Below are 13,517 nucleotides of genomic sequence, written 5' to 3' on the forward strand. Positions count from 1 at the left end.
GCCCAGCTCATAAGGGCCATGAGGACTTGACGTCATCCCCACCTTCCTCCGGCTTGTCACCGGCAGTTCCTCTAGAGTGCCCACCCAAACATGCTGGCAACTAGAGGCGAGGGTTGCGCTCGTTGCGGGACTTAACCCAACATCTCACGACACGAGCTGACGACAGCCATGCAGCACCTGTCTCGCCGCTCCCTTGCGGGCACCAACGCATCTCTGCGAAGTTCGACGGATGTCAAGAGCTGGTAAGGTTCTGCGCGTTGCTTCGAATTAAACCACATGCTCCACCGCTTGTGCGGGCCCCCGTCAATTCCTTTGAGTTTCAACCTTGCGGCCGTACTCCCCAGGCGGTGCGCTTATCGCGTTAGCTACGACACTGAAGGGCTAAGCCCCCCAACATCCAGCGCACATCGTTTACAGCGTGGACTACCAGGGTATCTAATCCTGTTTGCTCCCCACGCTTTCGCGCCTCAGCGTCAGAAATGGACCAGCTCGCCGCCTTCGCCACCGGTGTTCTTCCCAATATCTACGAATTTCACCTCTACACTGGGAATTCCACGAGCCTCTTCCACCCTCAAGTCTACACGTATCAAACGCAGCCCCCAGGTTAAGCCCAGGAATTTCACGCCTGACTGTGTAAACCGCCTACGCGCCCTTTACGCCCAGTCATTCCGAGCAACGCTAGCCCCCTTCGTATTACCGCGGCTGCTGGCACGAAGTTAGCCGGGGCTTCTTCTGCAGGTACCGTCATCATCGTCCCTGCCGAAAGGGCTTTACAATCCGAAGACCTTCTTCACCCACGCGGAATTGCTGGATCAGGCTTGCGCCCATTGTCCAATATTCCCCACTGCTGCCTCCCGTAGGAGTCTGGGCCGTGTCTCAGTCCCAGTGTGGCTGATCATCCTCTCAGACCAGCTACCGATCGAAGGCTTGGTAGGCCTTTACCCCACCAACTACCTAATCGGACGCAGGCCGCTCCCATGACGCCTCGCGGCTTTCCCCCTCAGGAGATATGCGGTATTAGCGCCAGTTTCCCAGCGTTATCCCCCATCACAGGACACGTTCCTACGCGTTACTCACCCGTCCGCCACTGACAGCCGAAGCTGCCCGTACGACTTGCATGTGTTAAGCATTCCGCCAGCGTTCGCTCTGAGCCAGGATCAAACTCTCAGGTTCATCACAACACCCACCAGGACATAACCCAGCAGGCATCACAAACCACCAATCCCAACCCCACAGCCAGCACCCAACCCACAGCACTCAAAGCCCAGCAACAATAGACCAAACACACAGCCAACACCCACCATGACCCCAACAGGCCACAGCAGCGCCAACCACGCATCCCAACCCATCGTCACCAGACCAGCACCATAAGTCAGCACCAGCCATCATCACCAAAAAACACACCAAACGCGCGTATCAATCAACACTGCATGATCAGATGCGGTTGTGAAACAGCGAGGAAGTGACCTTCCCGACGAGAACCCCGCACCGCCTCGGCGACGGCATCGGCTTTTTCTCGTCTCGCCGGGAGCATCGCCCCGCGGCGTGGGGGCGGCTTCTACGCAGAGGCCGCCCCCCTGTAAACCCCGCGGCCATGCCGCGGAGACATGGCGGCTATGCCGCCTTCGCCTCCGCCTCCTCCGCCAGCACGCGCAGCTCCAAACCGTCGGGCGAGGCGTCCACCAGCACCGTCTCGCCCGGCTTCACCGCGCCTTCCAGCAGCATGCCGGCCAGCCGGTCCTGCACATGGCGCTGGATCACCCGCCGCAGCGGCCGCGCCCCATAGACCGGGTCGTAGCCCGCCTCGGAGAGCCACTCCACCGCGGCGTCCGTCAGCCGGACCGCGATCTGCCTGTCCTCCAGCAGCCGGCGCAGGCGGCCGAACTGGATCTGCACGATCGCCCCCATGTCCTCCCGCGCGAGGCGGCGGAAGAGCACGATCTCATCCAGCCGGTTCAGGAACTCCGGCCGGAACCGCTCGCGCACCGCGCGCATCACGGCCGGCCGCGCCTCCTCCACATCCGCCCCGTCGGGCAGATCGGCGATGGCCTGGGCGCCGAGGTTGCTGGTCAGCACGATGATGGTGTTGCGGAAATCCACCGTCCGGCCCTGGCCGTCGGTCAGACGCCCGTCGTCCAGCACCTGCAGCAGCACGTTGAACACGTCCTCGTGCGCCTTCTCCACCTCGTCGAACAGGATCACCTGGTAGGGCCGGCGCCGCACGGCTTCCGTCAGCGCGCCGCCCTCCTCATAGCCGACATAGCCCGGCGGGGCGCCGATCAGGCGGGAGACGGCGTGCTTCTCCATGAACTCGCTCATGTCGATGCGCGTCATCGCCCGCTCGTCGTCGAAGAGGAAGGCCGCGACGGCCTTGACGAGCTCCGTCTTGCCCACGCCCGTGGGCCCGAGGAAGAGGAAGCTGCCGATGGGCCGGCTCGGATCCTGCAGCCCGGCGCGGGCGCGGCGCACCGCCTTGCTGACGGCCTCCAGCGCCTCCTCCTGGCCGACGACGCGCCGGCGCAGCTCCTCCTCCATGCGCAGCAGCTTGGCGCGCTCGCCCTCCAGCATCTTCTCGACGGGGATGCCGGTCCAGCGGCTCACCACCGCGGCGATGCCCTCCTCGGTCACCGCCTCGTTGACCAGCTTCGCGCCGCCCGCCGCCGCCTCGGCCAGCTTCTTCTCGAGCGCGGGGATGGTGCCGTAGCGCAGCTCGGCGGCCTTGTTCAGGTCGCCCCGGCGTTCGGCCAGCTCCTGCTCGGTGCGCGCGGCGTCGAGCTGCTCCTTCAGCTTCTGGCTCTCCACCACGCGGCCCTTCTCGGCCTCCCAGGCGGCGGTCATCTCGGCGGATTTCTCCTCGAGCTCCGCCACCTCGCGCTCCAGCCGGGCCAGCCGCTCCTTCGAGGCGGCGTCCTCCTCACGCTTCAGCGCCTCGCGCTCGATCTTGAGCTGCAGCAGGCGCCGGTCGAGCTCGTCCAGCTCCTCGGGCTTGCTGTCCACCTGCATGCGCAGCCGGCTCGCCGCCTCGTCCACCAGGTCGATCGCCTTGTCGGGCAGGAAGCGGTCGGTGATGTAGCGGTTGGAGAGGGTGGCCGCGGCCACCAGCGCGCCGTCGGTGATGCGCACGCCGTGGTGCAGCTCGTACTTCTCGCGGATGCCGCGCAGGATGGAGATGGTGTCCTCCACGCTCGGCTCGCCCACGAAGACGGGCTGGAAGCGCCGCGCCAGCGCCGCGTCCTTTTCGATGTGCTTGCGGTATTCGTCGAGCGTGGTGGCGCCGATGCAGTGCAGCTCGCCGCGCGCCAGCGCGGGCTTGAGCAGGTTGGAGGCGTCCATCGCGCCGTCCGCCTTGCCCGCGCCCACCAGCGTGTGCAGCTCGTCGATGAAGAGGATGATGCCGCCCTCGGCGCTCTCCACCTCCTTCAGCACGCCCTTCAGGCGCTCCTCGAACTCGCCGCGATACTTCGCGCCCGCGACCATAGCGCCGAGGTCGAGCGCCATCACGCGCTTGTCCTTCAGCGCCTCGGGCACGTCGCCCTTGGCCACGCGCAGGGCCAGCCCCTCGACGATGGCGGTCTTGCCCACGCCGGGCTCGCCGATCAGCACGGGGTTGTTCTTGGTGCGCCGGGCCAGAACCTGGATGGTGCGGCGGATTTCCTCGTCGCGGCCGATCACGGGGTCGAGCTTGCCGTTGCGCGCCGCCTCGGTGATGTCGCGCGCGTATTTCTTCAGCGCGTCGAAGCTCTCCTCGGCGTTGGGGGCGTCCACGCGCCGGCCCTTGCGCAGCCGCGCGATCGCCTCCTCGAGCTTCGCCGCCGTCACGCGGCCCGCCTGCAGCGCCTTCTGCGCCCCGCTCGCCGTCTGCGCGAGGCCGAGCAGCATGCGGTCCTGCGCCACATAGGCGTCGCCGGCCTTCTGGGCGGATTGCTGGGCGGCGTCCAGCGCGCGCACGAACTCCGGCGTGGCGCCGGGCTGGCCGGCACCCCCGCCCTGCACCGCGGGCAGCTTCGCGAGCTCCGCCTGCACCGCCGCCTTCACGGCCGCCGCATCGCCCCCGGCCGCGGCGATCAGCCCCGAGGCCGCGCCCTGCTCGTCATCCAGGAGCGCCTTGAGCAGATGCTCCGGCGTCAGACGCTGGTGGTATTCGCGGATCGCGATGGTCTGCGCGGCCTGGATGAAACCGCGGGCGCGCTCGGTGAATTTCTCGATGTCCATTCCTGTCCCTCCGTGAGGCGACCTGTGACGCCGACCCCCCGATCGGGCGGGGCGGCTTGAGGAGAGTGTGGGAACTCTGCCACAGTCGGTTCAAGAGGTTTCGGGCCGTGAGCCATGCGCGTCGAGCACATCTACCGCTACCCGGTGAAGGGGTTCTCGGCCGAGGCCCTGGAGGAGGTCGCCCTCTCCCCCGGCGAATGCCTGCCGCATGACCGGCGCTTCGCGCTCGCGCAGGGGGATTGCGCCTTCGACCCGGCCGCGCCCTCCTGGATGCGCAAGACGAACTTCGCCTGCCTGATGGCGAATGCGCGGCTCGCGCGCATCCACACCGCCTTCGACCCGCAGCGCGGCCAGCTCGCCCTGCGCCTGCCGGACGGCCCCCCGCTGGTGGCCGACATCCGCAGCCCCGCCGGCCGCGCGCTGGTGGAGGATGTGCTCACCGCCTTCCTGGGCGACGAGGCGCGCGGGCGGCTGCGCTTCGTCGAGGCGCCGGGCCACTGCTTCACCGACATCCCGCAGAAATCCGTCTCCATCATCTCGCTCGCCAGCCTCGCCGCGCTGGAGCGCGCGCACGGCATGCGGCTCGATCCGCTGCGCTTCCGGGCGAACATCTACGTCTCGGGCGGGGTCGAGTGGGGGGATTTCGCCCTGCTCGGCCAGGAGATCCAGCTCGGCGCGGCGCGGCTGCGCGTCTGGAAGCGCATCGTGCGCTGCCCCGCCACGGAGGTGAATCCGGAGACGGGCGAGCGCGACGCCAACCCCCCGCGCGTGCTGCGCGAGGCCTTCGGCCATGCCGATCTGGGCGTGCAGGCCGAGGTGATCGAGGGCGGGCCCGTCGCGGTGGGCGATGCGCTCGAACCCCTCGCGCCCGTCTGAACTCGCGCTGGTGCTGGCCGTGGATGTCTCGGCCAGCGTGGACCGTGACGAGTTCGGCCTGATGGTGGAGGGGCTCGCCCTGGCCTGGCGGGATGCGCGGCTGCACGCGGCGCTGCCGGCCGCGGGCCTCGCGGTGGCCGTGCTGTTCTGGTCCGAGGCGCAGGAGGTGGCGCTGCCCTGGCGGCGCATCGCCGTGCCCGCCGAGGCGGAGGCGCTGGCCGAGGCGCTCTCGGCCACGCCGCGCCTGCCGGCCGCGGGCGCCACCGCGCTCGGCGAGGCGCTGGCCGCCGCGCTGCGCCTGCTCGCCGCCTGCCCCTGGCCCGCGCGGCGCGCCGCGGTGGATGTCTCGGGCGATGGGCGCAGCAATCGCGGCCGCCCGCCCGCGCCGCTGCGCGACCTCGCGGCCGCCTCCGCCGTCGCGATCAACGCGCTGGCCGTGCTGAACGAGGAGCCTGATCTGCTCGGCTACATGGAGGAGGAGGTGATCGGCGGCCCCGGCGCCTTCGCCATGGCCTGCCCCGACTACGCCGCCTTCGCCGAGGCCATGCTGCGCAAGCTGCTGCGCGAGATGGCGCCCGCCCCGCCCGGCATCGCGTGAGCCTCGGCGCCCCCTGGGGCGCCCCCTGGTCAGAACGGCGCGCGCGCGTATGGTGCGCCCCCTTCCAGCGAGGACACCACCATGCGCCCATCCGGCCGCGCCGCCGACGCGCTGCGCCCCATCCGCATCGAGACCGGCGTGGCCCGCCACGCCGAGGGCTCCTGCCTGATCCGCATGGGCCAGACCGAGGTGCTCTGCGCCGCCAGCGTCGAGGGCCGGGTGCCGCCCTTCCTGCGCAACCAGGGCATCGGCTGGGTCACGGCCGAATACGGCATGCTGCCGCGGGCCACCCACACCCGCGGCGAGCGCGAGGCGGCGCGCGGCAAGCAGTCCGGCCGGACGCAGGAGATCCAGCGCCTGATCGGCCGCGCCCTGCGCGCGGTGGTGGACCGCAAGGCGATGGGCGAGATGACCATCACCCTCGACTGCGACGTGATCAACGCCGATGGCGGCACGCGCTGCGCCGCCATCACCGGCGCCTGGGTGGCGCTGCACCTCGCCTTCCAGCATTGCGTGCGCAACAACATCATGGGCGCCGTGCCGCTCAACGACCATGTGGCCGCCGTCTCCTGCGGCATCCGGGAGGGCGAGGCGATCCTCGACCTCGACTACGCCGAGGACAGCGCGGCCGAGGCGGACGCCAATTTCGTGCTGACCGGCGCGGGCGCGCTGGTCGAGGTGCAGGCGACCGCCGAGGGCGCGGTGTTCACCGAGGCGCAGTTCCTCGCCATGCTCGACCTCGCGCGCGACGGCGTGGCGCAGCTCGTCGCGCAGCAGAAGGCGGCGGTGGGGCTGTGAGTCGGCCGGAGGTCACGCCGGAGGGCTCGCGCACGCCGGGTTGGCGGGCGGCGGCGTGCCAGGACAAGGGCATGCCAGCGGCCGCTGGCATGACGCATCGCCGCCTCGCGCCCGGGCGGCTGGTGCTGGCCAGCCACAATGCCGGCAAGCTGCGGGAGTTCGCGGCGCTGCTCGCGCCCCATGGGCTGGAGCTCGTCTCGGCCAAGGCGCTCGGCCTGCCGGAGCCGGCGGAGACGGGCAGCACCTTCCTCGAGAACGCGCGCATCAAGGCGCTGGCGGCCACGCGGGCCACCGGCCTGCCCGCGCTCGCCGACGACAGCGGATGCGAGGTGGCGGCGCTGGGCGGCGCGCCCGGCGTGCACACGGCCGACTGGGCCACCCAGCCCGACGGCTCGCGGGACTACCGCCCCGCCATGGCGCGCATCGCCCGCGAGGCGGGCGCGAACCCCGACCGCCGCTGCGCCTTCGTCGCCACCCTCGTCCTCGCCTGGCCGGACGGGCATTGCGAGGGCTTCGAGGGGCGCACCGAGGGCCACTGGGTCTATCCCCCGCGCGGGGAGAACGGTTTCGGCTTCGACCCGATCTTCGTGCCCGAGGGCGAGAGCCTCACCTTCGGGGAGATGACGCCCGAGCAGAAGGCGCGCCTCTCGCACCGGGCCCGGGCCTTCGCCGCGCTGGCGGCGGCCTGCCTTCCGGGATAGAAGCCCCGGCATGGACCCGCAGATGCGCCTGCTGCTGCGGCTGGCGCAATGGCTGCGGCACCCGCCCTCGCGCCGGACGCTCTGGATCTTGGGGATCGCCCTCGCCGTCTCGCTGCTGCTGGCGGGGCTCGAGCGCGGCTTCGGCTGGCCGGACTGGCTGACGGTGGACCGCGGCCCGCGGGTGGTGCGGTAGGAGCGCGCGCTTTTCCCTGCTATCGGGCGCCGCCATGCACGCCCTTCGCCTCCTCGCCGACCGCGACCTGCGCCTGACCGAGCTGCCCGATCCGCCCCCGCCTGCCCCGGGCGAGGCGCAGATCGCCGTGCGCGCCATCGCGCTCAACCACATCGATGTCTGGGGCTGGCGCGGCATGGCCTTCGCCAGGCGCAGCCTGCCGCTGACCGTGGGCGCCGAGGCGGTGGCCGAGGTGGTGGCGCTGGGCGAGGGCGTGGCGGGGCTGCGCCCGGGCCAGCGCGTCGTGCCCTATGGCGGAATGACCTGCGGAACCTGCCGCGCCTGCCGCGAGGGGCGGGACAATCTCTGCGAGAATGTCGCCGGAGTGCGCGGCTTCCACGCGGACGGCTTCGCCCAGGGGCTGATGAACATGCCCGCCCGGCTGCTCGTGCCCGTGCCCGAGGGCGTGGCGCTGGAGGACGCCGCCTGCGCCGCCATCACCTTCGGCACGGTGCAGCACATGCTCTTCGACAACGCCCGCCTCGAGCCGGGCGAGACGGTGCTGGTGCACGCCGCGGGCTCGGGAATCGGCAGCGCCGCGGTGCGCATGGCCAAGGCCATCGGCTGCACCGTGATCGGCACGGTGGGCGACGAGATGAAGGCCGCCAAGGCCCGGGCGCTCGGCGTGGACCATGTGGTGAACTACAACACCGACCGCTTCGAGAGCGTGGCCCGCCGCGTCACCGGCAAGCGCGGGGTGGACGTGGTGTTCGAGCATGTGGGCGCGGCCACCTGGCAGGGCTCGCTGCTCTCGCTGCGCATGGGCGGGCGGCTGGTCACCTGCGGCAGCACCTCGGGCGTCTCGGCCGAGACGAACCTGATGATGCTCTTCCAGCGCCAGCTCCGCATCACCGGCAGCTTCGGCTGCAGCCTGCGCAACATCGGCGAGAGCCTCGCGAAGATGTCCCAGGGCATCCGCCCGGTGCTGGACACGGTGCTGCCGCTCGAGCGCTTCGCCGAGGGGCTCGCGCGGCTCGAATCGCGCAACGTGTTCGGGAAGATCGTCGTCACGCTCTGAGGTGAAGGCGCGTCTGCTCCTCCTCGGCGACTGGCTGCTCGCGCGGCTGGTGCGCCTCGTCTTCGCGGCGCTGCGCGCGCTGGGGCGCGAGCGCGCCTCGGCGCTGGGCGGCTTCCTCGCGCCGCGGCTCGGCCCGCTCACGCGCAACCACCGCCACATGATGGAGAACCTGCGCCTCGCCCTGCCGGAGATGAGCGCGGCCGAGCACGCGGCCATCGCGCGCGAGGCGTGGGAGAATCTCGGCCGCACAGCCTGCGAATACGTGCATCTCGGCGCGATCTGGGACCATGACGGCGGGCGCGTGTTCAGCGACGAGGCGACGAAGCGGGCCTTCGCGCGGCTCGCGGCCGAGGGAAGGCCGGTGCTGATCTTCGCCGCCCATCTCGCGAACTGGGAGCTGCCGGCCGTGGTGGCGCACGCCATGGGCCAGCGCGGCGCCATCCTCTACCGCACGCCCAACAACCGCTTCATCGCCGAGGACATCGTGCGGCTGCGCGCGCCCATCATGGGCGAGCTGATCCCCGCCGGCGTGGCCGCGCCCATCCGCATGGCGCAGGCGCTCGAATCGGGCCTCTCGGTCGGCATGCTGGTGGACCAGCGCTTCGGCCGCGGCCCCCTCGTGCCCTTCTTCGGCCGGCCCGCCGCCTCCAACCCGCTGCTGGCGCGGCTCGCGCGGCGCTTCGAGGCGCCGGTCTATGGCATGCGCGCCATCCGCACCGAGGGCCACCGCTTCCGGCTGGAACTCCTTGGCCCGCTCGACCTGCCCCGCGATGCGGCCGGCAAGGTGGATGTGACGGCGACGACGGCGCTGCTCCAGCGCATCGTCGAGGGCTGGATCCGCGAGCATCCGGGCCAATGGCTCTGGATGCACCGCCGCTGGCGGAGCTAATCGAGGCCCACCAGGCTGCGCGCGAACTCCCGCGCGTCGAAGGGGCGAAGATCGGCCGCCTTCTCGCCCACGCCCACGGCGTGCACGGGCAGGCCGAACTCCTGCGCCAGCGCCACCACCACGCCGCCCTTGGCGCTGCCGTCGAGCTTGGTGACGACGAGGCCCGTCACCTCCACCATCTCCTTGAAGACGCGCACCTGGCTCACCGCGTTCTGGCCCGTGGTGGCGTCCAGCACCAGCAGCACGGAATGGGGCAGGGCCGCGTCCTGCCGCCTGAGCACGCGCACCACCTTGCGCAGCTCCTCCATCAGCGCGGACTTGTTGTGCAGCCGCCCGGCCGTGTCCACCAGCAGCACATCGGCCCGCGCCTCGCGCGCCTGCTTCAGCGCGTCGAAGGCAAGGGCCGCGGCGTCCGCGCCGGGCTTCTCGGGCGCGATGACGCGCGCCCCGGTGCGCCCGCCCCAGACCTGGAGCTGCTCCACCGCCGCGGCGCGGAAGGTGTCGCCCGCCACCATCCAGGCGGTGAGCCCCTCGGCGCGATACTGCTCGGCGAGCTTGGCGATGGTGGTGGTCTTGCCCGTGCCGTTCACCCCCACCACCAGCACCACATGCGGCGCATGGGCGGGCTCGATGACCAGCGGCCGCGCCACGGGGGCGAGGATGGCGGCGATCTCCTCGGCCAGCGCCGCCCTGATCTCCTCCTCCGTCACCTCCTTGCCGAAGCGCGTCTTGCGGAAGCTCGCGACGATGCGCTGCGCCGCCGCCACGCCGAGGTCGGCGGCGATGAGCGTCTCCTCCAGCTCCTCCAGCGCCGCGTCGTCGAGCTTGCGGCGGGTGAAGACGGCGGCGAGGGAGTCGGTCAGCCGCGCGGTGGAGCGCGCGAGCCCGGCCTTGAGGCGCGCGAGGAAGCCCGGGCGGGATTCGGGCTCGGGGGCGGGCGGCGGCGCGGGGGCGGGCCCGGCCTCCGGCGCGGGGTGCGGCGCCTCGGCCGGCGCCTCCTTGCCGCGCATCTTCGCCCAGAAATCCCGCAACGCCATCAGATCGCCTCGCCGTGAAGGGTCGCGCCATCCTGCGCCACCACGCGCAGCCGGGCGAGCGTGCCCGCGGGGGGCGGGAGGGCGGTGCGCAGCGGCGCGCCCTGCTCCGTCATCCCCCGGCCATCCGCCTCGAAGAGCACCGATTCCACCGCGCCCAGCCTCCCGGCGAGGAAGCGCGCCCGCACCGCCGCCCCCGCCGCGCGCAGCCGGGCGGCGCGCTCGCGCCGCAGCGCCGGGGCGAGCTGGGGCATGCGCGCCGCCGGCGTGCCGGCGCGCGGCGAGAAGGGAAAGACATGCAGGAAGGCGAGCCCCGCCTCCTCCACCAGCGCCTCGCTCGCGCGGGCATGCTCCTCCGTCTCGGTGGGGAAGCCGGCGATGAGGTCGGCCCCCAGCGCGGCCTCCGGGCGCAGGGCCCGGGCCCGGCGGGCGAGGCCCAGCAGATCGGCCCGGCGGTGGCGGCGGCGCATGCGCGCGAGGATCAGGTCATGCCCGTGCTGGGCCGAGAGATGGAGCTGCGGCATCAGCCGCGCCTCCTCCGCGAAGACCGCCCAGAAGCGATCGTCCAGCGCCGCGGGGTCGAGCGAGGAGAGGCGCAGCCGGGGCAGTTCCGGCACCTCGCGCAGCAGGGTGCGGATCAGCCCGGGCAGATCGGGGTGGGAGGCGAGGTCCACCCCGGTCAGCACGATCTCGGCGTGGTGCCGGGCGAGGCGCCGGGCGGCGGCGACGGCCTCCGGAACCGGCAGGGCGCGGGCGGGGCCGCGGCCCTGAGGGATGATGCAGAAGGTGCAGGCATGGTCGCAGCCCTGCTGCACGGCGAGGAAGGCGCGGGTGCCGCCCCCCGCGGCCACGCCGATGGGTGCGGCGCGCGCGATGGCGGGCGCGCCCTCCCCCCAGGCCTCGGGGCGCAGCTTGTTGCCGTTGCCGATCACGCGCGCCACCCCGGGCAGCGCCGCCCAGCGCGCGGGGGCGATCTGCGCGGCGCAGCCGGTGACGAGGATGGGCCGGGCGGGATTCTCGCGGTGGGCGCGGCGGATGGCCTGGCGCGCCTGGGCCTCCGCCTCGGCGGTGACGGCGCAGGTGTTCACGATCAGCGCCCCCGCGAAGCCGGCCCGGGCGGCCAGCGCGCGCATCGTCTCGCTCTCGGCGATGTTCAGCCGGCAGCCGAAGGTGAGCGTCTCAGCCAAGCGCGATCTCGCCGGTGAAGGCCGTCTCCACGGGGCCGGCCATGAGCACATGCCCATCCGCCTCGCGCCATTCGAGGGCGAGATCGCCCCCCGGCATGGCGATGCGCGCCGCCCGGCCGGTGAGGCCCCGGCGCACCGCGTTCACCATGGCCGCGCAGGCGCCCGAGCCGCAAGCGAGAGTGAGCCCCGCCCCGCGCTCCCAGACCGTGAGGCGCAGGTCGTCGGGCGCGAGGATCTGCGCGAAGCCGATATTCGCGCGCTCGGGGAAGAGCGGATCATGCTCCAGCCCCGGGCCGAGGGCCGCGATGTCGAGCGCCCCGAGATCGGGCACGAAGAGGGTGGCGTGCGGGTTGCCCATGGAGCAGCAGGCGGCGTCGAAGCCGCCCAGCGGCACATGCAGCGTGTCCATCTCGCGCGCCAGCGGCACCTCCGCCCAGTGCAGGCGGGGCGGGCCCATGTCCACGCGCACCGTCCCGTCCGGCAGGCGCTCGGCCGCCAGCATCCCGCCCAGGGTGCGGATGGCGATGCGCGGACGCCCCGTCTCGGCCAGCACCAGGGCGGCGGCGCAGCGCGTGCCGTTGCCGCAGGCGCCGGCCTCGCTGCCGTCGCTGTTGTGGAAGCGCAGGAAGAGGTCGGCGTCCGGCGCGGACTCCAGCGTCACGAGCTGGTCGAAGCCCACGCCCCGATGCCGGTCCCCGATGCGGCGGATGGCCTCGGGCGGCAGGGAAAGCGGGCGGGCGCGCGCGTCCAGCACCACGAAATCATTGCCGAGGCCATGCATCTTGCGAAAGGGCACGCGCATGGGACGCATATAGGCCAGGCCGCGCGGTGGCGCGACGGGGCGGGGCCGCCTATGTGGTGGCCCATGAGAAGGCTCGTTCCGCTCCTGGCGGTGCTGGCGCTCGCGGCCTGCGCCGAGCGCTTCTCCGCCGACGAATACGCCACCCGCGCGGTGCAGCAGGCCAACCCGGTGCAGCAGGGGGTGGTGGCGGGTTTCCGCCGCGTCGCCATCGCGCCCGACGGCACCGCGGGCGCGGCCGCGGGCGCGGCGGCGGGCGGCGTGGTGGGCGGCGCCGCCGGCGGCAACCGCGTGACCGGCGCGCTGGGCGCGGTGGGCGGCGCGCTGGTGGGCGGCCTGGTCGGCTCGGCCGCCGAGCGCGCCACCGCCAACACCGACGCCATAGAATATGTGGTCCGGCGCACCAATGGCGAGCTGGTGAGCGTGACGCAGCGCGACGCCACACCCATCCCGGTCGGAACCCGGGTGCTGGTGATCACGGGCGCCCAGGCGCGCATCGTGGTGGACTACACCGCGCCCGAGCCGGCCCCGGCCCCGGCCACGGCGGGCGGGCCGCCCGCCCCCGCCGCCCAGCACGGCTCCGCCCCGCCCGCCCCTGGCCCGGCCGTCCCCGGCCCGGCCGCCGCCGCCCCTCCGCCCTCTGGCCCGGCCCCCTCCGGCCCGTCCTCGGTGGCGGCCGGGGCCGAGGCGGCGCCTGCAGCGGTGCCGCCCCCGCCGGTGGTTCCCGCCCCGCCCCGGCCGGCGGACGAGCTGCCGCCCATCTCGGGCCCGCGCGGATAGAGGCGCGCGCCGGCCGCGCCCGCGGGATGCGGCGGCCGGGGGGGACTTCCCGCCGCACCGCCGCTATAGCGCCGCCTCCCCGCGCCGAGGCCTTTGGACAGCCCGGCCGGGCCGCGCGCCCCCGCCGCATGGTGCGGTTGCCTGGGGCCGCCATCCCACCGCATGAGGAGGGCCCAATGTCCAAGATGAAGACGACCTCGAGCGCCAAGAAGCGCTTCAAGATCACCGCGACCGGCAAGGTTAAGGCCGGGCCGGGCAACAAGCGCCACTGCCTCTCGGCGCGCAGCCAGAAGTCCAAGCGCCAGAACCGCCGCATGCAGGTGCTGGAGCCGCAGGACGCCAAGACGGTGAAGCACTGGCTGCCCTACGGGCTGCCCCGGTAAGCGCGCGCGG

The 13,517-nt window shown here is 72.6% G+C and carries 13 protein-coding genes and 1 rRNA gene; 9 read left to right on the forward strand and 5 right to left on the reverse strand.

Features of this window, described 5'->3' with window-relative positions:
- Together H596_RS0110480 and clpB are read right to left on the reverse strand one after the other, a co-directional pair.
- Window positions 1-1,173 (reverse strand): 16S ribosomal RNA (locus tag H596_RS0110480); the annotation flags it as partial.
- 441 nt (window positions 1,174-1,614) lie between these two features.
- Window positions 1,615-4,212: an ATP-dependent chaperone ClpB gene (gene clpB / locus H596_RS0110485; protein WP_027284853.1), complete on the reverse strand. Its 2,598-nt coding sequence runs from the start codon at window positions 4,210-4,212 to the stop codon at window positions 1,615-1,617.
- 114 nt (window positions 4,213-4,326) lie between these two features.
- Here clpB and H596_RS0110490 point away from each other — a divergent pair, with 114 nt between their 5' ends.
- The 7 genes from H596_RS0110490 (at window position 4,327) to H596_RS21065 (ending at window position 9,324) form a co-directional block, all read left to right on the forward strand.
- Window positions 4,327-5,088 (forward strand): MOSC domain-containing protein, encoded by a 762-nt coding sequence (locus tag H596_RS0110490; protein ID WP_027284854.1) that lies wholly within the window; start codon window positions 4,327-4,329, stop codon window positions 5,086-5,088.
- The gene (locus H596_RS21060; protein WP_037300915.1) at window positions 5,060-5,686 is read left to right on the forward strand and encodes a DUF1194 domain-containing protein; all 627 of its coding nucleotides are present in this window, start codon (window positions 5,060-5,062) and stop codon (window positions 5,684-5,686) included. The genes H596_RS0110490 and H596_RS21060 overlap by 29 nt, the downstream gene beginning before the upstream one ends.
- Before the next feature lie 81 nt (window positions 5,687-5,767).
- Window positions 5,768-6,484: a ribonuclease PH gene (gene rph, locus H596_RS0110500; RefSeq protein WP_027284855.1), complete on the forward strand. Its 717-nt coding sequence runs from the start codon at window positions 5,768-5,770 to the stop codon at window positions 6,482-6,484.
- A gap of 89 nt (window positions 6,485-6,573) precedes the next feature.
- Entirely contained in the window at window positions 6,574-7,185 is a 612-nt protein-coding gene (locus H596_RS0110505; protein ID WP_027284856.1) for a non-canonical purine NTP pyrophosphatase, read from the forward strand.
- Between the two features lie 10 nt (window positions 7,186-7,195).
- Entirely contained in the window at window positions 7,196-7,378 is a 183-nt protein-coding gene (locus H596_RS0110510) for a hypothetical protein (protein ID WP_027284857.1), read from the forward strand.
- Between the two features lie 34 nt (window positions 7,379-7,412).
- Window positions 7,413-8,435, forward strand: a complete 1,023-nt coding sequence (locus H596_RS0110515) for a zinc-binding dehydrogenase (RefSeq protein WP_027284858.1) — start codon at window positions 7,413-7,415, stop codon at window positions 8,433-8,435.
- 1 nt (window position 8,436) lies between these two features.
- On the forward strand, window positions 8,437-9,324 hold the full coding sequence (locus tag H596_RS21065) for a lipid A biosynthesis lauroyl acyltransferase (protein ID WP_051212784.1): 888 nt from the start codon (window positions 8,437-8,439) through the stop codon (window positions 9,322-9,324).
- On the opposite strand, the gene ftsY is transcribed toward H596_RS21065, so the two are convergent.
- Genes ftsY through dapF form a run of 3 tightly spaced genes read right to left on the reverse strand, consistent with a single transcriptional unit; the run spans window position 9,321 to window position 12,347 of the window.
- On the reverse strand, window positions 9,321-10,361 hold the full coding sequence (gene ftsY, locus H596_RS0110525) for a signal recognition particle-docking protein FtsY (RefSeq protein WP_027284859.1): 1,041 nt from the start codon (window positions 10,359-10,361) through the stop codon (window positions 9,321-9,323). The two genes, H596_RS21065 and ftsY, sit on opposite strands and share 4 nt — an antisense overlap.
- Window positions 10,361-11,596 carry a radical SAM protein gene (locus H596_RS0110530; RefSeq protein ID WP_051212786.1) on the reverse strand — a complete coding sequence of 412 codons (1,236 nt, stop codon included), beginning with the start codon at window positions 11,594-11,596 and terminating at the stop codon, window positions 10,361-10,363. Before H596_RS0110530 ends, ftsY begins: the two co-directional genes overlap by 1 nt.
- Window positions 11,538-12,347: a diaminopimelate epimerase gene (gene dapF, locus H596_RS0110535; RefSeq protein WP_027284861.1), complete on the reverse strand. Its 810-nt coding sequence runs from the start codon at window positions 12,345-12,347 to the stop codon at window positions 11,538-11,540. Before dapF ends, H596_RS0110530 begins: the two co-directional genes overlap by 59 nt.
- 63 nt (window positions 12,348-12,410) lie before the next feature.
- On the opposite strand from dapF, the gene H596_RS22905 reads away from it, so the two are divergent.
- Together H596_RS22905 and rpmI are read left to right on the forward strand one after the other, a co-directional pair.
- Window positions 12,411-13,124, forward strand: coding sequence for a hypothetical protein (locus H596_RS22905; protein ID WP_156910089.1), 714 nt, complete (start codon window positions 12,411-12,413; stop codon window positions 13,122-13,124).
- Window positions 13,125-13,300: 176 nt separating this feature from the next.
- Entirely contained in the window at window positions 13,301-13,507 is a 207-nt protein-coding gene (rpmI, locus tag H596_RS0110545; protein ID WP_027284862.1) for a 50S ribosomal protein L35, read from the forward strand.
- Window positions 13,508-13,517: the final 10 nt, after the last annotated feature.

This window comes from Rubritepida flocculans DSM 14296, assembly GCF_000425365.1.
Lineage (GTDB): Bacteria > Pseudomonadota > Alphaproteobacteria > Acetobacterales > Acetobacteraceae > Roseococcus > Roseococcus flocculans.

What these genes read in the sequence shown, in the direction of transcription:
- H596_RS0110490 (WP_027284854.1), top strand. Translation starts at nt 4,327, where the DNA reads ATGCGCGTCGAGCACATCTACCGCTACCCGGTGAAGGGGTTCTCGGCC.
- H596_RS22905 (WP_156910089.1), top strand. Translation starts at nt 12,411, where the DNA reads ATGAGAAGGCTCGTTCCGCTCCTGGCGGTGCTGGCGCTCGCGGCCTGC.
- clpB (WP_027284853.1), bottom strand. Translation starts at nt 4,212, where the DNA reads ATGGACATCGAGAAATTCACCGAGCGCGCCCGCGGTTTCATCCAGGCC.
- H596_RS0110515 (WP_027284858.1), top strand. Translation starts at nt 7,413, where the DNA reads ATGCACGCCCTTCGCCTCCTCGCCGACCGCGACCTGCGCCTGACCGAG.
- ftsY (WP_027284859.1), bottom strand. Translation starts at nt 10,361, where the DNA reads ATGGCGTTGCGGGATTTCTGGGCGAAGATGCGCGGCAAGGAGGCGCCG.
- H596_RS0110530 (WP_051212786.1), bottom strand. Translation starts at nt 11,596, where the DNA reads ATGTGCTCATGGCCGGCCCCGTGGAGACGGCCTTCACCGGCGAGATCG.
- rpmI (WP_027284862.1), top strand. Translation starts at nt 13,301, where the DNA reads ATGTCCAAGATGAAGACGACCTCGAGCGCCAAGAAGCGCTTCAAGATC.
- H596_RS0110510 (WP_027284857.1), top strand. Translation starts at nt 7,196, where the DNA reads ATGGACCCGCAGATGCGCCTGCTGCTGCGGCTGGCGCAATGGCTGCGG.
- dapF (WP_027284861.1), bottom strand. Translation starts at nt 12,347, where the DNA reads ATGCGCGTGCCCTTTCGCAAGATGCATGGCCTCGGCAATGATTTCGTG.
- rph (WP_027284855.1), top strand. Translation starts at nt 5,768, where the DNA reads ATGCGCCCATCCGGCCGCGCCGCCGACGCGCTGCGCCCCATCCGCATC.
- H596_RS0110505 (WP_027284856.1), top strand. Translation starts at nt 6,574, where the DNA reads ATGACGCATCGCCGCCTCGCGCCCGGGCGGCTGGTGCTGGCCAGCCAC.
- H596_RS21060 (WP_037300915.1), top strand. Translation starts at nt 5,060, where the DNA reads ATGCGCTCGAACCCCTCGCGCCCGTCTGAACTCGCGCTGGTGCTGGCC.